Below are 20,886 nucleotides of genomic sequence, written 5' to 3'. Positions count from 1 at the left end.
TGTGGTCCTCCCGTCACTCAGGGTTGTCCGCGAGGGATCTCGCCGCCCGGGCGCAGTGCGCGAGAACCCGGCGCGCGTACGCGGGGGAAGCGCCCGCGAGTCCGCATGCCGGGGTGACGGTGACCGCCTCCGCGAGTAGCCCCGGATGCAGCCCCAGCCTGCGCCACAGCGTCCTGACACCCATGACGCTACCGGCCGGGTCCGACAACGGGCCCTCCGTGGTCGGCACGACACCGGCGAACAGCCGCGTCCCTCCTTCCACGGCCTCACCGATCGCGTCGTCGTCACGCTCGGTGAGGAGCGAGAAGTCGAAGGAGACCGCGGCGGCGCCCGCCCGGCGCAGCAGCGCGAACGGGACGTCCGGGGCGCAGGAGTGCACGACGACCGGGCCGTCGGCGTGCGCGGCGACGAGGTCCCGCAGGGCGGCCTCGACGACCTGCCGGTCCACGGCGCGGTGGGTGCGGTAGCCGCTGGCGGTCCTGACCTGGCCGCGCAGGACGGCGGTGAGCGAGGGCTCGTCGAGCTGGAGGACGAGCTCCGCGCCGGGGATGCGGCGGCGCAGCTCGGCCAGATGCAGCCGCAGCCCCTCGGCGAGGGAGGCGGCCAGGTCGCGGCAGGCGCCGGCGTCGGAGAGGACGGACTCGCCGTTCCTCAGCTCGACGGCGGCGGCCAGCGTCCAGGGCCCCACCGCCTGCACCTTGAGCGGGCCCTCGTACCCCTGGGTGAACTCCTCCAGGGCGTCGAGGTCCTCGCCCAGCCAGGAGCGGGCCCGCTTGGTGTCACGGCCCGGCCGGTCGCCGAGCCGCCAGCCGCTGGGCTCCACGCGCGCGTACAGCTCCACGAGCATCCCGGCGGTCCGCCCGATCATGTCGGCGCCGGGCCCCCGGCCGGGCAGTTCCGGCAGGAACGGGAAGTCCTCGAAGCTGCCGGTGACGGTCTTGACGGCCTCCCGGGCGTCCCCGCCGGGCATGGACCCGACACCGGTGGCGGCGCCGAACCTGAACTGGCTGTTTTCACTCACCCCGGAAGCCTATGTAACCGACCGGGGGTGGCTTCAACGGGTAGGCCACGTGCCGTTCCAGGAACGCGAGCAGCCCGGCCGGGTCGGCGACCGCGAGGTTGTTGCGGAAGCGGCGGGGTTCCCAGGAGACGTCGGTCTCCCCGTGCAGGCTGCCGCCGCCGAGGAAGTCGCCCCGGGCGTCCAGCAGGCCGACGGTCAGGCTGCCGTGACAGCGGCAGATGTCGCCCGTGAAGTCGCCGGTCGTGGTCAGGACGCGCAACTCCGCGAGGACGTCGTCGTCGTAGATCTCGGCCAACACGGGACGGCGGCCGAGCGGCCCGGCGTCGTCGCCGCCCCGCAGGATCAGCGCGGCCTCGGTGCGGTCCCAGACCTCGTCCAGCCAGGCCCGGACCTCGTCGGCGGACGCTCTCATCGCCCGGGGCGGACCGTCAGGTCGTTGACCTCCGCGTCCCTCGGCAGGTCGATGGCCATCAGGACGGTCGTCGCCACCGACTCGGGGTCGATCCACCGCTCGGGGTCGTACTCCTTGCCCTCCTGCTGGTGGACCTTGGCCTGCATCGGGCTCGCGGTGCGGCCGGGGTAGACGGAGGTGACGCGGACGCCGTTGTCGTGCTCCTCCTGGCGCAGGGAGTCGGCCAGGGCCTTCAGACCGTGCTTGGAGGCGGCGTACGCGGACCAGCCGGCGTGGGCGCTCAGGCCCGCGCCGGAGTTCACGAAGACCACGTGGCCGCGCGCGGCGCGCAGTTGCGGCAGGAAGTGGCGGGTGAGCTCGGCGGGGGCGACGAGGTTGACGTTGAGCTGGTGGCGCCAGGACTTGGGGGTCAGCTCGCCGACCGGACCGAGGTCGACGACCCCGGCGATGTGCAGCAGCGAGTCCACGCGGTCCGGGAGCGTCTGGTGGGAAAAGGCCCAGGAGAGCTTGTCCGGGTCCGAGAGGTCGCCGACCAGCGTGCGGGCGCCGGGGAACTCCCCCGCCAGTTCCTTCGCGCGGCCCGCGTCGCGTGCGTGCAGCACGAGTTCGTCCCCGCGCGCGTGCAGACGGCGGGCGACCGCCGCGCCGATGCCGGAGCCCGCCCCGGTGATCACATGAAGAGCCATGCCCGCCATGCTCGCATCATTCGACGCCCAGACGCTCCTCCGGGTGGGCGAGCGCCCCCGCGGGCTCCTACGCGAAGAACACCAGGTCGCTCAGCGGGCGGGGCAGGAAGCCCTCGGCCTCCATACGACGGAACTGCTGCTTCAGGCCGTCGTAGAAGCCGGCAGCCGCTTCTTGCTCCCCCACTGCCCCAAAGGCGTGGGGGAACCCCCATGGCGAGGTCCGCGGCGACCGCCTTCATCAGCCCCACGTCGTACCCGCCCCACCTGGGGGTGCCCCCACGCCCTTAAGGCAGTGGGGGAGTGTGACCGCCCTTGCCGATCAGTCGCGCGAACTCGCGCGCGGGTCGTGTGTAGCGGTCGTCGAGGTCGGCGGCGGAGAGGAAGACGCAGATTCGCATGGAGCCGGCCTAGGCGGGAAGAACCACGGGCCCGCGGGTGCTGTTCGATGTATGGCCGAAGGACACACGATCACCATCGAACAGGGCGAGCAGCGCGTGCGCGTGGTGCACGGGGAGCAGGTGCTGGCGGAGTCCAGCCGCCCGCTGGTACTGCGCGAGACCGGCTGTCCCCCGCGGTACTACATCCCCGGCGAGGACGTGCGCCTCGACCTCCTCACGCCCTCCGACACCCACACCTACTGCCCCTTCAAGGGCACGGCGTCCTACTGGTCCCTGCCGGACGCCAAGGACCTCGTATGGGCCTATCCCGAGCCCAAGGACGGGGTCGCCCGGATCAAGGGACACTTCTGCTTCTACGAAGTAGAAGTGTCGTAACCGACGAGCCGCCCGGGCGGTGGCAGTCTCCACAAGCATGGACAAGCAGATCACTTCGCGCGACGGGACGCCCCTCGCGTACGCACGCACCGGGCAGGGCCCCGCGGTCGTCCTCGTGAGCGGCGCGATGTCCACGGGCGCCACGGTGGCCCCGCTGGCGGCGCGGCTCGCGGACCGCTTCACGGTGGTCCCGTACGACCGCCGGGGCCGCGGCGCGAGCGGCGACACCCCGCCGTACGCCGTGGCCCGTGAGGTCGAGGACCTGGCGGCACTGATCGAGGCGGCGGGCGGGGACGCCGCCCTGTACGGCATCTCGTCGGGCGGCGCGCTCGCGCTCACCGCGGCGGCGAGCGGGCTGCCGGTCCGTCAGGTGGCGGTGTACGAGCCGCCGTTCGCCGTGTACGAGGGCGGCGCCGAGGAGCGCGCGCGGTACACCCGGAACCTGACGGAGGCCCTCGCTCAGGGGCGGCGCGGCGACGCCGTGGAGCACTTCCTGCGGCTGACCGGGCTGGCCGAGACGATGATCCAGGGCGCCCGTCAGTCCCCCATCTGGGCCGACATGGAGGCGATCGCGCCGACCCTGGCCTACGACGACGCCGTGATGGGCGACGGACTGGTGCCCCGGGAACGGCTGGCCGCGATCACCGTCCCGGTGCTGGCCGTGGCGGGCGGGGCCAGCCCCGCCTGGCTGCGCGAGGCCACCCGGGCGGTGGCGGAGACGGCACCCGAGGGCTCGTACCGCACCCTGGAGGACCAGACCCACATGGTGGACCCGGACGTCCTCGCACCGGTGCTGGCGGAGTTCTTCGCCGGCTCCTAGACCGCCGCGGCCGTCGCGCGGGTCGTCGAGGCGATCGTCGCCGAGCCCACCACGCGCGTGCCGTCGTACAGGACGATCGCCTGGCCGGGGGCGACGCCGCGGACCGGCTCGGCGAAGGACACCCGCAGCTCGCCGTCCACGGGGCGGGCCGTCACCTCGGTCTCGCCGCCGTGCGCGCGCAGCTGCGCGGTGTACGTGCCGGGGCCGGTGGGCGCCGCGCCGCACCAGCGCGGCTTGATCGCGGTGAGGGCGGTGACGTCGAGGGCGGCGGCCGGGCCGACGGTCACCGTGTTGTCGACCGGGGAGATGTCGAGGACGTAGCGCGGCTTGCCGTCGGCGGCCGGGGTGCCGATGCGCAGCCCCTTGCGCTGGCCGATGGTGAAGCCGTACGCGCCCTCGTGCGAGCCGACCTTGGCACCGGACTCGTCGACGATGTCGCCCTCGGCCTTGCCGAGGCGGGAGGTGAGGAAGCCCTGGGTGTCGCCGTCGGCGATGAAGCAGATGTCGTGCGAGTCGGGCTTCTTCGCGACCGCGAGGCCGCGGCGCTCGGCCTCCGCGCGGATCTCGTCCTTCGTCGTCACCGTGTCGCCCAGCGGGAACAGGGCGTGCGCGAGCTGCTTCTCGTCCAGGACGCCGAGGACGTACGACTGGTCCTTGGCCATGTCGGAGGCGCGGTGCAGCTCCCGGGTGCCGTCCTCGTTCACGATCACCTTGGCGTAGTGGCCGGTGCAGACGGCGTCGAAGCCGAGGGCCAGCGCCTTGTCGAGCAGGGCGGCGAACTTGATCTTCTCGTTGCAGCGCAGGCACGGGTTGGGGGTGCGGCCGGCCTCGTACTCGGCGATGAAGTCCTCGACGACGTCCTCGCGGAAACGGTCGGCGAGGTCCCAGACGTAGAACGGGATGCCGATGACGTCGGCGGCGCGGCGGGCGTCGCGCGAGTCCTCGATGGTGCAGCAGCCCCGCGCGCCGGTGCGGAACGACTGCGGGTTCGCGGAGAGCGCGAGGTGGACGCCGGTCACGTCGTGGCCCGCCTCGGCCGCGCGGGCGGCGGCGACGGCGGAGTCCACGCCGCCGGACATGGCGGCGAGGACGCGGAGGGGGCGGGTGCGCTGCGGTGTCTCAGTCATAACCCCTCCAGGGTACGGGTGCGTGGGAACCGGGATCCGCGCGTATGCGTTGACGATCACATGGGGGCGACACGGGCGGGTGCGGCGAGCGGCGACTCGGATCGACGGCTGGGGCGGCGCGCCCTGCTCATCGGCGGGGCCGCGGCCGCCGTCGGCACGGCCGCGCTCGCCCGGGACGAGCTCTCCCACCTGTGGTGGCGGCTGCCGGGTGTGGAGAAGCCGCGGGTGGCGGGGGCGGTGGACTTCAGGGGCGCACGCTGGGTGGCCGCGTCCCCGGCGAACTACCGGCGGGCGGACCGGCCCGACGACTACCGGATCGACCGGGTGGTCGTCCATGTCACCCAGGGCAGCTACCGGACCGCGGTGAAGGTCTTCCAGGACCCGGCGCACGAGGCGGCGGCGCACTACATCGTGCGCAAGGACGGGCGCGTGACCCAGCTGATCCGCGAGCTGGACGTGGCGTTCCACGCGGGAAACAGGTCGTACAACGAGCGCAGCGTCGGCATCGAGCACGAGGGGTTCGTGGAGCACGCCTCGTCCTTCACGGACGCGATGTACGCGTCCTCGGCGCGGCTGACGGCCACGATATGCGGGCGGTACGGCATACCGGTCGACCGGGAGCACATCATCGGGCACGTGGAGGTGCCGGGCACCGACCACACGGATCCCGGGCGGTACTGGGACTGGGACCGGTACATGAGGCTGGTGGGCCGGGCGAGCGCGAAGTGACGCGTGTGCACGCGGTGGTGGGCGGTGGCGCCGCGGGCCTCAGCTGAGTCCCGCGGCGCGAGCGCGTTCGACCGCGGGGCCGATGGCCTTGGCGACCGCGTCGACGTCGGCCCGAGTGGAGGTGTGGCCGAGGGAGAAGCGCAGGGTGCCGCGGGCCAGGTCCGGGTCGGCGCCGGTGGCGAGAAGGACATGGCTGGGCTGGGCGACGCCGGCGGTGCAGGCGGAGCCGGTCGAACACTCGATGCCCTGGGCGTCCAGGAGCAGCAGCAGGGAGTCGCCCTCGCAGCCCGGGAAGGTGAAGTGGGCGTTGGCCGGGAGGCGGTCGACGGGGTCGCCCCCGAGGATCGCGTCCGGAACCGCCGTACGGACGGCCTCGATCAGGGCGTCGCGCAGGGCGCCGATCTCGCGGGCGAACCACTCGCGCTGCTCGGCGGCCAGCCGCGCGGCCACCGCGAACGAGGCGACGGCCGGGACGTCGAGGGTGCCGGAGCGGACATGGCGCTCCTGCCCGCCGCCGTGCAGGACCGGTACGGGGGTGTACTCGCGGCCGAGGAGGAGCGCGCCGATGCCGTACGGGCCGCCGATCTTGTGGCCGGAGACCGTCATCGCGGCGAGGCCCGAGGCGGCGAAGTCGACCGGTACCTGGCCGACGGCCTGGACCGCGTCGGCGTGCAGGGGGATGCCGAACTCCCCCGCCACGTCGGCCAGTTCACGGACGGCCATGACCGTGCCGATCTCGTTGTTGGCCCACATCACGGTGGCGAGCGCGACGTCGTCGGGATCGCGGGCGACGGCCTCGCGCAGGGCGTCGGGGTGGACGCGGCCGTAGGCGTCGACGGGGAGGTACTCGACGGTGGCGCCCTCGTGTTCGCCTAGCCAGTGGACGGCGTCGAGGACCGCGTGGTGCTCGACGGGGCTGGCGAGGACCCGGGTGCGGCGGGGGTCGGCGTCGCGGCGCGACCAGTACAGGCCCTTGACGGCCAGGTTGTCGGCCTCGGTTCCGCCGGAGGTGAGGACGACCTCGCTGGGGCGGGCGCCGAGGGCGTCGGCGAGCGTCTCGCGGGACTCCTCGACCGTGCGGCGGGCCGCGCGGCCGGACGCGTGGAGGGAGGAGGCGTTGCCGGTGACGCTCAGCGCGGCAGTCAGTGCCTCTGCCGCCTCCGGGAGCATGGGGGTGGTCGCGGCGTGGTCGAGGTAAGCCATGGTGAGCCCGATTCTACGGGGCCCCGTTCGGCGACCCTGCGTCAAGGCCGGGCGGTGGCGGCGGCCGTGCCCCGTCGCCCTCGGGGCGTCAGCCGTCGGTCAGGGCTCGTTCCTCGGGTTCACAGGCTCCACGACACGGTGTGGGACAGCTCCATGGCGACCACCAGGACCGCCAGGTCGGCCACGCCCAGCCCCAGGCCCAGGTACGCGCGGCCGCGGCGGCTCGTACCGCGCCAGAGCGCGACGGCGGCCAGGGCGATGGCGATGGGACCGAGGAAGACGTTGAGGACCAGCAGGCCGAGGAGGCCGAGGATGAAGGACGCCACGGCCATGCCGTCGGCGTCGCGGGTGGGCGTACGGGTTTCGGTGCGGCCCGGGGCCGGTGCGGTGAGTTGCATGGTGCTCAGCTCCTGAAAGTCGGTTCGGACGGTCAGTTGGCCGATGAGTGGCGACGGCGGCCGTGGCGCTCGCGGAGCGCGAAGACGCCGAGCCAGACGGCGATGACGGCGGCCACGACGGCGGTGACGCCCAGCGGCGCGTGGGCGACGGTGCCCAGCACCACACCGAGCAGCATCAGCGCGGCGACAAGGAACAGCATGGGATTCGATCCCCCTCCGTAAAGTTTCGGTGAACAGTTGTAGTAACAGTTGTTCACTGACTCTGAGTCTAGCGCGCCGCACGGCTTTTCAATTCCGGAGAACAGTTGTTAACTGGATGACATGAGTCACACCCTCGGGATCCGGCAGGCCCAGAAACAGAAGACCCGGCAGGCGCTCCTGGACGCGGGGCTCGGGCTGCTGGAGGAGCAGAGCCTGAGCAGCCTGGGCCTGCGCGAGGTCACCCGTGCCGTCGGCGTCGCCCCGACCGCCTTCTACCGGCACTTCCGCTCCACGGCGGACCTCGGCGTCGCGCTCGTCGACGAGGCGCTCGGCAGCCTGCACCCCATGGTGCACACGGCGGTGTCCACGGCCGGCGACAGCGACGAACGCATCACCCGCGCCATCCGGCTGATCGCCCGGCACGTGGAGACGCACCCCGCGCACGTCCGGTTCATCGCCCGCGAACGGCACGGCGGCGTCCAGCCGGTGCGGGAGGCCATCCGCGCCCAATTGACCCGGTTCGCCGAGGAGGTCAAGGCCGAGCTGGCCAACGACCCCGAGGCGACGGGCTGGAACGACGACGACCTGCGCATGCTCGCGCACCTCTACGTCGACCAGATGCTCATCACCGCCTCCCTGTTCCTGGAGGCGCTGGAGGCCTCGGCCTCGCAGGAGGAACTGGAGCGCGTCGCCCAGGTCGCGACCCGCCAGCTGCGGCTGATCACCATCGGCCGCCGGCACTGGCTGGACTGACCCCGCCACGACGCGCGGGGGCGGCGCGCCCGCTTCCCGGACGCGCCGCCCCGTCGTATCCCGTACGCCTTCCGTACGGCCGAACCCCGTACGCCTTCGTACGGCCCTCCCCCTCAGCCCTGCCGGGCCTGCTGCCCCTCCTGCCCCTGCCCCTGCTGCCCTCCGCCGGGGCCGCCGCAGCCGCCGCCCTGAGCGCCTCCGGGGCCGCCCTGGCCGCCGCCGGGCGCGCCGCTCGGCATGCCCGAGGGGGCGCCACTCGGGACGCCGGTCCCCGTGCCGGTCGGCCTGCCCGCGGCGGCGCCGGTCGGCATGCCGGACGGGGTGCCGCTCGGGCGCCCGGACGCGCCGCCGGCGGGCAGCCCGGAGGGCGCCTGACAGCCCTTCCGCGCACCGGAGTTGCCACCGGACGACGACGAGTCGCCCGAGCCGCACGCGGTCAGCAGCAGCGGGGACAGGGCCAGCAGGGCGACGGCGGGGACGAGGCGTGCACGCTTCATGAGGGACAGCTCCACGAAAGATGAGGGGGACCTGAGGCGGGCACTCAATCAACTGCGCCTGGGCCGTACTTGGGCCCGCCCTGTCCCTGGCCTGTCAATCGGGCAAAGCACGCCCCAAGGACCCCCGTCGACCTGCCACGTCAGTCGGCGGTCCGGGCCGCCGGCCGGTACAAGGCCGTGACGGAACCCGCCGCCTCGGCGAGATCCGCGCGTACCTCGGGCGGCGAGAGCACCTCCACCCGGTCGGCGAACACGAGCAGTTGGCGGGCGGCGAGGACCGCGGGATACGTCAGCCGGGCGGTCACCCACTCGCTCTCGCCGTCGTCCTCGGGGGGTTCGGCCAGCGACGGGGCCGTCAGGCGCAGGAACAGGCCGAGCCGCTCCCGGTGGACCCGCACGGTGACGTCGACGCCGCCCGGCCGGTCCTCGACCTGGCGGCGCAGCGCCTCCCAGGCGTCGGCGAGTTCGACGCCGGGCCTGCGCCGCACGGGATCGTCGAGGAGCGTGGCCGACACCACCCGGTCCGCCCGGAACAGCCGCGGCTTCGCCCGCCGGTCGGCGACCAGGTACCAGATGCCCGCCTTGGCGACCAGTCCGTACGGATCGACGGTGTACGTCCGCGTCTCCCGCTCCCCGCCGTGCCGGTAGCGCAGCCGCAGCCGCCGGTCGGCGAACACCGCGTCCTGCAGCACCGCCAGGTCGACCAGCTTGCGCGGGCCGCCCCGCCAGCGCGTGGCGTCGACCAGGATGCGGCGCGAGGTCACCTCCGCCGCCGGGCGGTGCGGCGCCGGCAGGGCGGCCATCACCTTGCGCAGCGCCGAGCCGAGCGCCGCGTCGAGGCCCAGCGCGGCGTGCGCGCCCTGGGCGGCCAGGATGAACAGCGCCCGGGACTCGTCGGCGGTCAGCCCGGTGACGTCCGTACGGAATCCGGCGAGGAGCTCGATGCCGCCGTGCCGCCCGCGTTCGGCGTACACCGGGACGCCCGAGGCCGACAGGGCCTCGATGTCCCGGTAGATGGTGCGCACCGACACCTCCAGTCGGCCGGCCAGTTCGTGCGCGGGGACCCGGCCGCGGGTCTGCAGGAGCAACAGGATCGACAGCAGGCGGTCGGACTTCACCCGGTCAGGGTCGCGCCCCGGAGCGTCCGAGGCAAATGTTGACGGAAACTGTCAGGTTATTCGCTGATCATCGTCGCATCGCCATACCGACGCACGGAGAGGCACACCATGAACCCGATCGACCCCCGCCCCCTCTACACCCGCGCCACCGAGCAGGCGGCCGCCCTCGTCAAGACCGTGGGGCCCGAGCACCTGGCCGGGCCGACGCCCTGTTCCGAGTTCGACGTCCGCACCCTGCTGAGCCACATGGTCGGCGGCACGCTGCGGATCGCGGTGGTCGGCGAGGGCGGCGACGGCCTGGCCGTGCACCCCTTCGCCGAAGGCGTCGGGGACGAGGACTGGGCGGCCGCGTACGAGGAGGCCAGGACGCGGGCCGTCCGGGCCTGGGAGCCCGACGAGCGGATGGCCGCGACCGTGCGCGTGCCCTGGGGCGAGATCCCGGGCCACGCAGCGCTGTCCGGCTATGTGATGGAGATCGTGACGCACACCTGGGACCTCGCCGAGGCCCTCGGCGGCCCGTACGAACTCGACCCGGAACCGGCCGAGTTCGCGCTCGCGGTCGCGCGCCGCGTGCTGCCCGACGCCGAGCGCGGGGCGGGCGTCCCCTTCGGCTCCGTACGGGAGGCCGCCGAAGGAGCGGACGTCTACGGGCGACTGGCGGCCTGGCTGGGGCGCGAACCGCTCAGCCGCGCTTGACCCGGGCCAGCTGGCGGGACTGCGCGACCAGCCGGTCCTCGCTGTCCCAGACCTCGGCGTCCTCCTCCAGGAAGCCGCCGGCCAGGTTGCGGGTGGTGATCGACACCCGCAGCGGGCCGGGGGCCGGGCGGTGACGCACGTGCACGGTCAGTTCGACCGTGGGGACCCAGCCGGAGATGCCGATCTCGAACGCGGTGGGCGGCAGGGCGTCCACCGCGAGCAGCATCGCGAGGGGGTCGGCGTCCCGGCCGTCGGCGAGGCCGAACCAGGAGCGCATCTCGCCCTTGCCGGACGGGGCACCGAGGGCCCAGCCCAGGGTGCTGGGGTCGAGCTTGAGCATCAGGCGCTCGGCGATGGGGGACGTGTCGTCGACGGGGCTCGGACCGTCCTCCGGGCCGATGCAGTGCTCCAGGGGCGGGAAGGCGGGCGGCCGGGCCGTCGTGCGGACGTCGTCCGGGAGCGTGCCGAGGTCGCCGTAGGAGGCGAGGACGCGGATGCGTTCGACCTCGTTGCCCGCCTCGTCCCGCTGGAGGAGCGAGGCCTGGCCGGTGGAGAGGGTGCGGCCGGTGCGCACGGTCTCGGTGCGGATCACGGCGGGGCCGGGCCGGGAGGCCGTCAGGTAGTGCGCCGAGATGGTGAACGGGTCGGGGTGCGGCAGGGCGTCCGCGAGGGCGCGGCCGAGGACGGCGAGCAGGTAGCCGCCGTTGACGGCACCGAAGATGGTCCAGCCCGCGGACAGGTCGATGTCGTAGACACCGGGCTCGCGCCGGGTGACCGCCGTGTCGCGGTCGAACTCGCTGTCGCCGATCGAGGCACGCGCGGCGGGTGCGGTAGCTGCTTCTGCCATGCGTGAACCGTACAACATAAAATTACTAAGCGGTAGCTTTTTCCCTTACCGCGAGGCGATCCGTCCCCCTGCTGGGTGAGGTTCCGGCAATTTCTCGGTAAGTGTCAGGACACGTCCACAACCCGGAGGCCGTCAATCCCCTCTATGGGGACATGAGCCTCACCGGGACTCCGTTCCTCTACACCGCGATGGCGCTGGCCGCCGTCGCCCTCATACTGCCCCTTGTCCTGTGGTCGCGGTTGCGCGGCCCCCGGTCCGTGCGCGCCGCGGCCCGGGTGCTGATGCTCCTCTTCGCCCAGGGCACCGCGGTGACCTTGGTCTTCGTGCTGGTCAACAACTCGAACAACCTGTACGACAACTGGGCCGACCTGCTCGGCACCGGCGACCACGTGCAGCAGGCCATCGACCTCGGCAGGGACGGTACCGGTGGGATAGCGGTGAAGAAGCTGCCCAAGGTCAAGCAGCAGTTCCACCGGGCCGCGGGGCCGGGCATGCACTCGGCAGGCGGGGTGCGGGTCACCCAGCTCAAGGGCCGGGTCTCGGGCGTGAACGCCGAGGTCTACGTCTGGCTGCCGCCCCAGTACAACGAGCCCGCCTACCGCCACCACCGGTTCCCCGTCGTGGAGGTGCTGCCCGGCTACCCCGGTTCCGCGAAGGCCTGGTTCGGCACGCTCAAGGCCCACGAGCAGCTGCTGCCGCTGATGCGCAACGGCCAGGTGGCGCCGTTCATCATGGTGTCTCCGCGCACCACCCTGCTGGCCGGAGTGGACACCGGCTGCGCCAACATCACGGGCACCGTCAACGCCGACAGCTGGCTGAGCATCGACGTGCCGAAGATGGTCATGGACAACTTCCGCACCGAGCCCGCCCCCAAGGGCTGGGCGGTGGCCGGGTACTCGGCCGGCGCGCACTGCGCGGTCAAGCTGGCGGTCGCCCACCCCGACCGGTACCGGGCCGCGGTCGGCATGTCCGGCTACAACGACCCGATCAGCGAGCGCAATTCGCTGGCCGCCCAGAACCCGGCCGTACGCGCCGCGAACAATCCTTACCTCCTTCTCAAGAAGGCGGCGGTTCCGCCCGCGATCGCGCTGTACATCTCCGGGCAGTCGGGCGACGGCTACCAGGCGGGCCTGGCCCTCCAATCGGTGGCCAAGGCACCGACCACCGTGCACGTCCAGTTCGTGCCGCGCAGCGCGGGCGGCCACAACATGGCGCTGTGGCGGCCGCAGGTGACGACGGTCTTCCGCTGGCTGACGCTGCAGATGGGCAAGAGCCGCCCCGGCGCGGGAATCGGCGCTACTCCTCCGTCACCGTCGACCGTCGATTCCAGGCGCGCGGCGCTCGCCAGTGGAAGCGCATCGCGAGAAGGCGCAGCACGAAAGCGGTGACCACGGCCAGGCCGCTGGTGAACGGGTTCAGCGCGTCGTAGTGGATGCACAGCGCCACCATGGTGGCGCCGACGATCGCCGGAACCGCGTACAGGTCCCGGTCCCAGCGCAGCAGCGAGGGCACCTCGTTGGCGAGTACGTCCCGGAGCACGCCGCCGCCGACCGCGGTGGCGAGGCCCAGGGTGGCCGAGGCGGTGAGGTTGAGGCCGTAGTCGTACGCCTTCGTGGTGCCCGCCACACAGAACAGCCCCAGGCCGGCCGCGTCGAAGATGTTCACGCCGACCTGGATCCGCTCCACCTGGGGATGCAGGAAGAAGACCAGGAGGGCGGCGAACAGCGGGGTGATGAAGTACCCCAGGTCCGTGAAGGCGGCCGGGGGCACGGCCCCGATGACCACGTCACGGAACAGCCCCCCGCCGAGTGCGGTGACCTCGGCGAGGACCGCTATGCCGAAGATGTCGAAGTTCTTGCGCACGGCCAGCAGCGCGCCGGAGATGGCGAACACGAAGATACCGATGACGTCGATCGTGTGCTGGACGGAAGGGCTGAAGAGTTGCTGGAACACCCTTACATTCTTACCTGCCGAGAGGCGTGAACCTTACAAAGCCAGGCTTACGCGGCCGTTTCCCTGCCGTGAAAAGCAGAAGAGCGCGACCAGGACCCTGGTCGCGCTCTCCCGTTTCTCGCCCTACTTGTCGGTCGACTCCGCCGCGGATTCCTCGGCGTCGGCCGCCGCCGCCTCGGCGGGGGCCTCCTCCGCGGTCTCGGCCTCGGCGTCGGCGTCAGCCGCCGGCTCGGCGTCGGTCTTGGCCTCGGGCGTCGTGTCCTCGGCGGTCGCCGAAGCCTCCGCGGCCTCGGTGGCCGCCTCCGTCACCGCCGCGGACTCCTCCAGGACCGCGTCCGGGACGAGTTCCGAGGCCTCCTTCGCCGCGGAGAGCAGGACCGTGTCCTGCGGCGCCTGGTCGGCGAAGTTCTCCGGGTGGTGGCAGGCGACGCGCTGGCCGATCTTCAGCTCGACGAGCTGCGGCTCGGTCGTCCTGCAGATCTCCGTCGCCTTCCAGCAGCGGGTGTGGAACCGGCAGCCGGAGGGAGGCGCGATCGGGGACGGGACGTCACCGAGGAGCAGGATGCGCTCGCTCTTGGCACCCCGGCGGGACGGGTCCGGGACCGGGACCGCCGACATCAGCGCCTTGGTGTACGGGTGCATCGGCGCCTCGTACAGCGAGGCGCGGTCGGCGAGCTCGACGATCTTGCCGAGGTACATCACCGCGATGCGGTCCGACACGTGCCGGACGACCGAGAGGTCGTGGGCGATGATCACGTAAGTGAGGCCCAGTTCCTGCTGGAGGTCGTCCATGAGGTTGACCACCTGCGCCTGGATCGACACGTCCAGCGCGGAGACCGGCTCGTCCGCCACGACCAGCTTCGGCTTCAGGGCGAGCGCGCGGGCGATGCCGATGCGCTGGCGCTGACCGCCGGAGAACTCGTGCGGATAGCGGTTGTAGTGCTCGGGGTTGAGGCCGACCAGCTCCAGGAGCCGCTGGACCTCCTTCTTCACCCCGCCCTCGGGCTCGACGCCCTGGAGCCGGAAGGGCGCCGAGACGATCGAGCCGATGGTGTGCCGGGGGTTCAGGGAGCCGTACGGGTCCTGGAAGATCATCTGGACGTCGCGGCGCATCGGGCGCATCTTCCCGGTGCTCAGCCGCGTGATGTCCCGGCCCTCGAACTCGATCGAGCCGCTGGTCGGGTCCTGGAGCCGGGTGATGACCCGGCCCATGGTCGACTTGCCGCAGCCCGACTCGCCGACGACGCCCAGGGTCTCGCCCTTGCGCACCTCGAAGTCGATGCCGTCGACGGCCTTCACGGCGCCGACCTGGCGCTGCAGGAGGCCCTTCTTGATCGGGAAGTGCTTCGTCAGGCCCTTGACCCGGAGCAGCACCTCACGCTCGGCGGAGCCGTCCGCGGGGGCCGACGCCTGATGCGGGACCGCAGCCGTCCCGGCGGTGTCCTTCTTGTTCGTCTCACTCACAGCTTCGGCGCAATCTCTTCGGTCCAGATCCGCGTACGGTCCTCCGCCGAGAGGTGGCAGGCGGACCAGTGGCCGCCCTCCACCTGCTCCAGCTCGGGACGCACCGTGCGGGTGACGTTCCCCTTGGGAAGGTCCGCGTACGGGCAGCGCGGGTGGAAGGCACAGCCCGAGGGGACGTTGATGAGGCTCGGCGGCTGGCCCTTGACCGGGGTGAGCCGGTCCGCGGTCTCGCGGTCGATGCGCGGCATCGAGCCGAGCAGGCCCCAGGTGTACGGGTGCTGCGGCTGGTCGAAGATCTCCCCGACCGGTCCGCGCTCCACGCACCGGCCGCCGTACATCACCAGGACGTCGTCGGCGATCTCGGCGACCACGCCGAGATCGTGCGTGATCATGATGACCGCGGAGCCGAACTCCTTCTGCAGGTCCCGGATCAGGTCGAGGATCTGCGCCTGGACGGTCACGTCGAGGGCCGTGGTCGGCTCGTCCGCGATGAGCAGTTCGGGGTTGTTGACCAGCGCCATCGCGATCATGGCGCGCTGGCGCATACCGCCGGAGAACTCGTGCGGGTAGCCGTCGATGCGCTTGTCCGGCTCCGGGATGCCCACCCGGTCGAGCATCTCGATGGCGCGCGTGCGGGCCACCTTCTTGCTGACCTTGTTGTGGACCCGGTAGGCCTCGACGATCTGGGCCCCGACCTTGTAGTACGGGTGCATCGCGGACAGCGGGTCCTGGAAGATCATCGCCATCTTGCGGCCGCGCAGCCGGCGCACCTCGTCCGGGTCGGCGCCGATCAGCTCCTGGCCGTCCAGCCACACCTGGCCGGAGACCTTGGCGTTCGCCGCGCGGTGCAGACCCATGAGGCCGAGGGACGTCACGGACTTGCCGGAGCCCGACTCACCCACGATGCCCAGGGTCTGGCCGCGCTTCACGTCGAAGCTGACGCCGTCCACGGACTTGACCAGACCGTCGTCGGTGCTGAAGTGGATGCGCAGATCGCGAACGGAGAGGAACGCGTCTTGGGCGTCGGAAGGGGCGGCGACGTCCGTGGCCGGTTCGCCCAGTGCCGCCTTTTCGAGCTTGCTCACGAGTACCTCACGCGGGGGTCGATGGCTGCGTACACCAGGTCGACGACCAGATTGGAGAAGACGATGAAGAAGGCGGCGACCAGGGTCACGGCCATCACGATGGGAAGGTCGTTGTCCTTGATGGCCTGGATCGAGTACGCGCCGATGCCCTGGAGCGAGAAGACCGTCTCGGTGAGGACCGCGGTACCGATGAGGGTGCCGAAGTCGATGCCGAAGATGGTGACGATCGGCGTGAGGGTCGCGCGCAGGCCGTGCTTGGTGACGACCGTGCTCTCCCGCAGGCCCTTGGCGCGGGCAGTCCGGATGTAGTCCTCGCTCATCGTCTCCAGCATGCCCGCCCGGGTGAGCCGGGCATAGGTGGCGGAGAAGAGGAACGCGAGGCTGACCCAGGGCAGCAGCAGGTGCCAGGCCCAGTCACCCGGGTTCTGGGTGAAGGGCACGTAGTCGGTGCTGTCCCAGATGGGCCACTGGTAGATGAACAGGACGTTGATGACCTGTCCGGTGAAGAAGATCGGGAGCGAGACGCCGGCGAGCGCGATGAACATCGAGATGCGGTCGACGGGCTTGCCCTTGCGCAGCGCCGAGATGACACCGGTGGTGACACCGAAGATCAGCCAGATCACGGCCGCGCCGACGGCCAGCGAGAAGGAGACCGGGATCCGCTGCGTGAGCTGCGGCCACACCTCGACGTGACTCTTGAAGGAGTACCCGAAGCAGGGGGCGTTGCAGTGTGTCGCGTCCGGACCGAACTTGTAGTCGGCGCCCACGAACAGGCCCTTGATGTAGTCCCAGTACTGCATGTAGATGGGCTGGTCGAAGCCCAGGTTCCTCTTGATCGCGGCGATGGACTCGGGGTTGGCGTCCTTGCCGACGTACTGGGTGGCCAGTTGGGTGGCCGTCTGGCCGCCCAGGCGGGGGACCAGGAAGAAGATTGCGAAGGTGACTGCGCTGACCACCAGCAGCAGCACCAAAGCGCCGAAGACGCGTCGGATGATGTACGCAGCCACAGCTGTCCGGCTCCGGGGGGCCGGGACGGAGTGTGTCCGTCCCGGCCGCCCGGTGCCTTCACCTGCCTTTCAGGGGTATCCGGCCTGCTGTTACTTCGAGGAGCCCAGCAGCGTGTAGTCGTACATGCCGAGGTACGCCTGCGTGACCGTGACGTTGGTCGCGGACGTAGGCCTGATCAGCAGGTTCTTGCGGTAGATCAGCGGGACGACCGAGGCGTTGTCCATGACCATCTTGTCGATGTCGCCCCAGGCCTTGGTGCGGGCCGAGGAATCGGTGTTCGAGATGGCGTCGGACAGAGCCTTGTTGATCTTCGGGTCGTTCAGCTCCATCAGGTTGTTGCCGCCCGAGGGCTTGATGGCCGAACCGTCGATGATCTGGTCCAGGAAGCCGTAGCCGGTCGGCCAGTCGGCGCCCCACGCCATCATCATCATGCCGAGCTTGTGCTGGTGGACGTAGCTCGGGACACCGGCGAAGTTGGAGAAGTACTTGCCGGAGGGGAACTGCTTGATGTCGACCTTGATGCCGGCACCCTTGAGCGAGTTCTGGATGGCCGTGGCGGCCGCGACCTCGGCGGGGCGGTCGGCGCGGGCCGTCAGCGTGGTGGAGAAGCCGCTCGGCTTGCCGCACTGCTTCAGCTCGTCCTTGGCCTTGGCCACGTCACCCTTGTGGCCCGCCGTGGCGTAGCTGTCGAACTTGGTGTAGCCGTTGACCGACGGCGGCAGCAGCGTGGTGGCCACGTCACCCTTGGGCGAGCCGCCCATGGCGTCGATGACCGACTGCTTGTCGAGGGCCCACTGGACGGCCTTGCGGCAGTGGACGTTGTCGAACGGGGCGACGTGCAGGTTCAGGGCCATGTAGCCCGTGGCGCCCGCGTACGAGTTGTCCGTCTGCTTGGCGTACTTGCCGTTCAGGATCTTCGGCTGGGTCTGCGGCTGCACACCGGCGCCGGTGATGTCGGCCGTGATCTTGTCGGCGAGCAGGTCGTTGTCGACCGTGACCGGGTTGACCTTGAACTTGACGTTGATCTTGTCCGGCAGCGCCTTGCGGATCGGGTCCGACTTCGGGTCCCAGTTCGGGTTGCGGACGAGGGAGGCGCTGGCGCCCTCCTCGTACGAGGCGAACTTGTAGGGGCCCGAGGACACGATGTGCTGGACGTACTTCGCGCCGTCGTCCTTCGCCTGCGGCACGGGGGCCGTCTGGGAGAAGGTCGCCAGGTAGTCGAAGTCGGCGAAGGGCTTGGCCAGGTGGAAGACGATCGTCTGGTCGTCCGGGGTCTCGATCGAGTCGAGGCCCTTCTTGTCCTTGTAGGGGCCCTTGTACTTGTCGCCGCCCTTCAGGTACGCCTTGAAGTACGTCGGACCGTTGGACAGGGCCTCGGGCGCGAAGTTGGAGCGCTCGACCGCGTACTTCACGTCCTTGGACGTGATCGGCGTGCCGTCGTCGAACTTCAGGCCCGAACGCAGGTGGTACGTCCAGGTCTTGGCGTCGGCGCTGGCCTTGCCGAGGGAGTCGGCGAGGTCGGGGACGACGGTCAGGCCGTCCTTGCCGGCAGCCGGCTTGAACGTGACGAGCGTACGGGCGTACAGACGCGAGAAGTTCTGCACGAAGCCGTAGTACGTGTTGCCCGGGTCGAGGGAGTCCGGAACGTCGGAGTCCTCAAGGTTGACCGTCCCTCCCTTCTTGCTCGACGCGTTGACGATGGAGTTCAGCGCCGAGTCCTTCGCGCCGCTGCTGCCACCACCGTTGTTGTTCTTGCTGTCGTTGCCGCCGCCGCACGCGGCAGCGCCGAGCGAGACCGCCAGGACCGTCGCCACGGCGGCGGTAACCCTTCTCGTCTTCACGTGAGGAATGCCCCCTCGATCGTTGGATCACTTGCTGCGAGGGTCGAGCGCGTCACGCAGCCCGTCACCCAGCAGGTTGAATGCCAGGACGGTGATGAAGATCGCCAGTCCGGGCACGAACATGAACTGCGGATCTGCGGTGTAGAGATCCACAGCATTGCTGAGCATTCCGCCCCAAGAAGCCTGCGGCGGTGCGATACCGACTCCGAGGAAGCTCAGCGCGGCCTCGAAGAGGATGTTCGTCGGGATGATCAGCGTCGAGTAGACGATGATCGGCGCGACGAGATTGGGGAGCAGCTCGCGGAACAGGATGTACGGGCCGCGGGCGCCCAGGCTGGTGGCGGCCTCCACGAACTCGCGTCGCGAGAGGCTCATCGTCTGGGCGCGGACGATACGGCCGATGTACGGCCAGCTGAAGAAGCCGATCACGAAGATCAGCACGCCGATGCGCAGCGACAGCCCGTTGAACCCGAAGAAGCCGTCCTGCACGGAGGCGGAGATGGCGATGGCGAACAGCAGCAGCGGGAACGCGAGGAAGGTGTCCATCAGCCGGCTGATGACGCTGTCGACCCAGCCGCCGTAGTAGCCGGCGACGATGCCGAGCACGGTGCCGATGATCACGGACAGCAGGGTGGCTCCGCCTGCGACCAGCAGCGAGACCCAGGAGCCCTCGATGATGCGGGCGAGCATGTCGCGGCCGTACTGCGGCTCCACGCCCAGCGGGTGGGCCCAGCTCATACCGCCCCAGCTGCCCTTGGGGGCCAGCAGGGCCGGGTCGATGAGGTCCTGGTGGAACTGGTTGGGGTCCAGACCGAAAGCCCACTCGATCGGCTTCGCGAGCACCGCCATCAGCACGAGCAGGATGACGACGACGCCACCCGCCACGGCCAGCTTGTCCCGCTTGAACCGAGTCCAGGCGATCTGTGAGAGCGAACGCCCTTCGATCTGGGCTTTCTTGGCCCCGGCGAGCACAGCCTCGGGCGGGGTCTCGGCCTCGGCCCCGGTGGTCTCGATCGGTGCGGTCACAGTGAACCCGACCCCTCTCGCCGGTGGTGACCGGCCTGCGCCTGCCGCGGATTGCGGCTTTGTCGACTTGCCATCGATCACCGGATCGACCGACCCGGTGTCTGAGTCGCGAGTCTTCAGCGTGGCCGCGATCACCCGCCAGAGCTGATGGCGAAAGTATGCGCAACCGTGATGCAGTGAAGGGGATTCCGTTATCCGAACAGCGGGTAATGCCCCTCGGACACCGGGCAGTTAGGACACAACGGCAATTTTGCGCGCTTCGCCGTGTTGGATCTTCGTCTACGCGCGCAGAGATGTGTCGGGGACGTAAAAACTGTGGGGAGACCGAAAAACGGGCCCGACGGGCCCGGTTCGGTTGTACGTCAGTAGCCGCCGCGTGCCGGTGGGTAACCGTAACCGGCGGCCGGGGCCGGCGGCTGGGCGGCGTGCGCCTCACGGTCGTAGAAGGGGCGGGCGTTCTCCCGCATCCACATCACGACCGGGTCGTACTCGTCGGTCATCGCCACGGTCGACACCGGGAGTCCGTCCGGGACCGCGCCGACGGACTGCTGCATCATCGCGCGCACCGAGTCGACGGCGGGCGGACTGGTGTCGTAGACGTCCAGCCCGATCGCGAGGTACGGCGCGCCGAGCGCCGGCTGCACCCAGGCGCGGCGCAGGGAGCGGATCGCCGGGGTGCGATGGGCGTTCTGCGTGAGCAGGGCGTAGAACTGGGGGATCTCGATGCCGGGCTCCGACAGGCGCAGCGGGCCGGCGGGCTGGCGGTCCAGGCCGGTGGCGATGCGGCGCAGGTCCAGCCAGGGGACGCCGACGCCGCCGCCCGGGGCGTGCGGGTTGAGCCAGAGGCCGTACTGGTCCGGATAGAGGGTGCGGGCCACGTCGAGCCCGTCGACGACCTCGTACGACCGGTTCCAGCCGCTGGCCGACAGCTCCTGCGCGGAGGTCACACAGGGGGCGTAGCCGAAGCCGTCGACCTCCATGTTTCCGTACTGGGCGTCGGGCGAGCCGGACTGGCCGTGCCACAGGAGCATCCAGATCTGGCCGGAGTTCGGGGTCGCGAGCGCGCGCAGCAGTGCCTCGTAGGCGTCGTAGCGCCCGGGCGTGACTTGGCGCAGCATGTGCTCGACGCTGCCGCTGCGGCTCGGGCTCACCTGTCGTACCGCCCCTTCAATTCGTTCCCCGCGTTCGGAGACAGCTTAAGCGCCCTGAAGCGCGGGGCCCGTAGGCC

The 20,886-nt window shown here is 71.0% G+C and carries 23 protein-coding genes and 1 pseudogene; 6 read left to right on the top strand and 18 right to left on the bottom strand.

Features of this window, described 5'->3' with window-relative positions; translation table 11 throughout:
* Positions 1-13 precede the first annotated feature (13 nt).
* The 4 genes and pseudogenes from IPZ69_RS24680 to IPZ69_RS24665 form a co-directional block, all read right to left on the bottom strand.
* A complete protein-coding gene (locus tag IPZ69_RS24680; RefSeq protein ID WP_235456559.1) occupies positions 14-1,021 on the bottom strand; it encodes a methionine synthase in 1,008 nt (335 codons plus the stop codon).
* Complete coding sequence (locus IPZ69_RS24675; RefSeq protein WP_235456557.1) at positions 1,014-1,433, bottom strand: hypothetical protein; 420 nt, start codon at positions 1,431-1,433, stop codon at positions 1,014-1,016. Before IPZ69_RS24675 ends, IPZ69_RS24680 begins: the two co-directional genes overlap by 8 nt.
* Complete coding sequence (locus tag IPZ69_RS24670) at positions 1,430-2,128, bottom strand: SDR family oxidoreductase (RefSeq protein WP_235456555.1); 699 nt, start codon at positions 2,126-2,128, stop codon at positions 1,430-1,432. The genes IPZ69_RS24675 and IPZ69_RS24670 overlap by 4 nt, the downstream gene beginning before the upstream one ends.
* Before the next feature lie 58 nt (positions 2,129-2,186).
* Positions 2,187-2,517: pseudogene (locus IPZ69_RS24665) on the bottom strand (hypothetical protein).
* Positions 2,518-2,568: 51 nt separating this feature from the next.
* Here IPZ69_RS24665 and IPZ69_RS24660 point away from each other — a divergent pair.
* Complete coding sequence (locus IPZ69_RS24660; RefSeq protein WP_235456553.1) at positions 2,569-2,892, top strand: DUF427 domain-containing protein; 324 nt, start codon at positions 2,569-2,571, stop codon at positions 2,890-2,892.
* Between the two features lie 37 nt (positions 2,893-2,929).
* Positions 2,930-3,712: an alpha/beta fold hydrolase gene (locus tag IPZ69_RS24655; protein ID WP_235456550.1), complete on the top strand. Its 783-nt coding sequence runs from the start codon at positions 2,930-2,932 to the stop codon at positions 3,710-3,712.
* Here the strand turns inward: IPZ69_RS24655 and mnmA are convergent.
* A complete protein-coding gene (mnmA, locus tag IPZ69_RS24650; RefSeq protein ID WP_235456548.1) occupies positions 3,709-4,839 on the bottom strand; it encodes a tRNA 2-thiouridine(34) synthase MnmA in 1,131 nt (376 codons plus the stop codon). The genes IPZ69_RS24655 and mnmA overlap by 4 nt on opposite strands.
* 60 nt (positions 4,840-4,899) lie before the next feature.
* Between mnmA and IPZ69_RS24645 the strand changes: the two genes are divergently transcribed.
* Positions 4,900-5,568, top strand: coding sequence for an N-acetylmuramoyl-L-alanine amidase (locus IPZ69_RS24645; RefSeq protein ID WP_235456547.1), 669 nt, complete (start codon positions 4,900-4,902; stop codon positions 5,566-5,568).
* Between the two features lie 39 nt (positions 5,569-5,607).
* Here IPZ69_RS24645 and IPZ69_RS24640 read toward each other — a convergent pair whose 3' ends face one another.
* From IPZ69_RS24640 to IPZ69_RS24630, 3 genes are all read right to left on the bottom strand, one after another.
* Complete coding sequence (locus tag IPZ69_RS24640; protein ID WP_235456546.1) at positions 5,608-6,771, bottom strand: cysteine desulfurase family protein; 1,164 nt, start codon at positions 6,769-6,771, stop codon at positions 5,608-5,610.
* A 119-nt stretch (positions 6,772-6,890) separates the two neighbouring features.
* Positions 6,891-7,169 carry a DUF4190 domain-containing protein gene (locus IPZ69_RS24635; protein ID WP_235456545.1) on the bottom strand — a complete coding sequence of 93 codons (279 nt, stop codon included), beginning with the start codon at positions 7,167-7,169 and terminating at the stop codon, positions 6,891-6,893.
* Between the two features lie 32 nt (positions 7,170-7,201).
* The gene (locus IPZ69_RS24630) at positions 7,202-7,369 is read right to left on the bottom strand and encodes a hypothetical protein (protein WP_235456543.1); all 168 of its coding nucleotides are present in this window, start codon (positions 7,367-7,369) and stop codon (positions 7,202-7,204) included.
* A gap of 121 nt (positions 7,370-7,490) precedes the next feature.
* Here IPZ69_RS24630 and IPZ69_RS24625 point away from each other — a divergent pair, with 121 nt between their 5' ends.
* Entirely contained in the window at positions 7,491-8,123 is a 633-nt protein-coding gene (locus tag IPZ69_RS24625) for a TetR family transcriptional regulator (protein ID WP_235456542.1), read from the top strand.
* Positions 8,124-8,236: 113 nt separating this feature from the next.
* Here the strand turns inward: IPZ69_RS24625 and IPZ69_RS24620 are convergent, their stop codons facing one another.
* Positions 8,237-8,620, bottom strand: a complete 384-nt coding sequence (locus IPZ69_RS24620; RefSeq protein WP_235456540.1) for a hypothetical protein — start codon at positions 8,618-8,620, stop codon at positions 8,237-8,239.
* Between the two features lie 140 nt (positions 8,621-8,760).
* A complete protein-coding gene (locus IPZ69_RS24615) occupies positions 8,761-9,738 on the bottom strand; it encodes a helix-turn-helix transcriptional regulator (RefSeq protein ID WP_235456539.1) in 978 nt (325 codons plus the stop codon).
* A gap of 108 nt (positions 9,739-9,846) precedes the next feature.
* On the opposite strand from IPZ69_RS24615, the gene IPZ69_RS24610 reads away from it, so the two are divergent.
* Positions 9,847-10,434 carry a TIGR03086 family metal-binding protein gene (locus IPZ69_RS24610; RefSeq protein WP_235456537.1) on the top strand — a complete coding sequence of 196 codons (588 nt, stop codon included), beginning with the start codon at positions 9,847-9,849 and terminating at the stop codon, positions 10,432-10,434.
* Here the strand turns inward: IPZ69_RS24610 and IPZ69_RS24605 are convergent.
* On the bottom strand, positions 10,421-11,281 hold the full coding sequence (locus IPZ69_RS24605) for a thioesterase family protein (RefSeq protein ID WP_235456535.1): 861 nt from the start codon (positions 11,279-11,281) through the stop codon (positions 10,421-10,423). The genes IPZ69_RS24610 and IPZ69_RS24605 overlap by 14 nt on opposite strands.
* A 152-nt stretch (positions 11,282-11,433) precedes the next feature.
* Here IPZ69_RS24605 and IPZ69_RS24600 point away from each other — a divergent pair, with 152 nt between their 5' ends.
* Complete coding sequence (locus tag IPZ69_RS24600) at positions 11,434-12,669, top strand: alpha/beta hydrolase (protein ID WP_235456533.1); 1,236 nt, start codon at positions 11,434-11,436, stop codon at positions 12,667-12,669.
* Here IPZ69_RS24600 and IPZ69_RS24595 read toward each other — a convergent pair.
* From IPZ69_RS24595 to IPZ69_RS24565, 7 genes are all read right to left on the bottom strand, one after another.
* Complete coding sequence (locus IPZ69_RS24595; protein WP_235456532.1) at positions 12,578-13,234, bottom strand: trimeric intracellular cation channel family protein; 657 nt, start codon at positions 13,232-13,234, stop codon at positions 12,578-12,580. The two genes, IPZ69_RS24600 and IPZ69_RS24595, sit on opposite strands and share 92 nt — an antisense overlap.
* Positions 13,235-13,357: 123 nt before the next feature.
* Complete coding sequence (locus IPZ69_RS24590; protein WP_235456531.1) at positions 13,358-14,698, bottom strand: ABC transporter ATP-binding protein; 1,341 nt, start codon at positions 14,696-14,698, stop codon at positions 13,358-13,360.
* Positions 14,695-15,783 (bottom strand): ABC transporter ATP-binding protein, encoded by a 1,089-nt coding sequence (locus IPZ69_RS24585; protein ID WP_235456530.1) that lies wholly within the window; start codon positions 15,781-15,783, stop codon positions 14,695-14,697. Before IPZ69_RS24585 ends, IPZ69_RS24590 begins: the two co-directional genes overlap by 4 nt.
* Positions 15,780-16,790 (bottom strand): ABC transporter permease, encoded by a 1,011-nt coding sequence (locus IPZ69_RS24580; protein ID WP_235456529.1) that lies wholly within the window; start codon positions 16,788-16,790, stop codon positions 15,780-15,782. The genes IPZ69_RS24585 and IPZ69_RS24580 overlap by 4 nt, the downstream gene beginning before the upstream one ends.
* A gap of 90 nt (positions 16,791-16,880) precedes the next feature.
* Positions 16,881-18,632 carry an ABC transporter substrate-binding protein gene (locus IPZ69_RS24575; RefSeq protein ID WP_235456528.1) on the bottom strand — a complete coding sequence of 584 codons (1,752 nt, stop codon included), beginning with the start codon at positions 18,630-18,632 and terminating at the stop codon, positions 16,881-16,883.
* A gap of 27 nt (positions 18,633-18,659) precedes the next feature.
* Positions 18,660-19,658 carry an ABC transporter permease gene (locus tag IPZ69_RS24570; protein WP_235456527.1) on the bottom strand — a complete coding sequence of 333 codons (999 nt, stop codon included), beginning with the start codon at positions 19,656-19,658 and terminating at the stop codon, positions 18,660-18,662.
* Between the two features lie 362 nt (positions 19,659-20,020).
* Entirely contained in the window at positions 20,021-20,776 is a 756-nt protein-coding gene (locus IPZ69_RS24565; protein ID WP_235456595.1) for an enhanced serine sensitivity protein SseB C-terminal domain-containing protein, read from the bottom strand.
* Between the last annotated feature and the right edge of the window lie 110 nt (positions 20,777-20,886).

The organism is Streptomyces olivochromogenes, assembly GCF_021538895.1.
In the GTDB taxonomy this organism is placed as follows: Bacteria; Actinomycetota; Actinomycetes; order Streptomycetales; family Streptomycetaceae; genus Streptomyces; species Streptomyces olivochromogenes_A.
The sequence above is the reverse complement of the archived record's forward strand: the minus strand, read 5'-3'. Positions and strand labels throughout refer to the sequence as shown.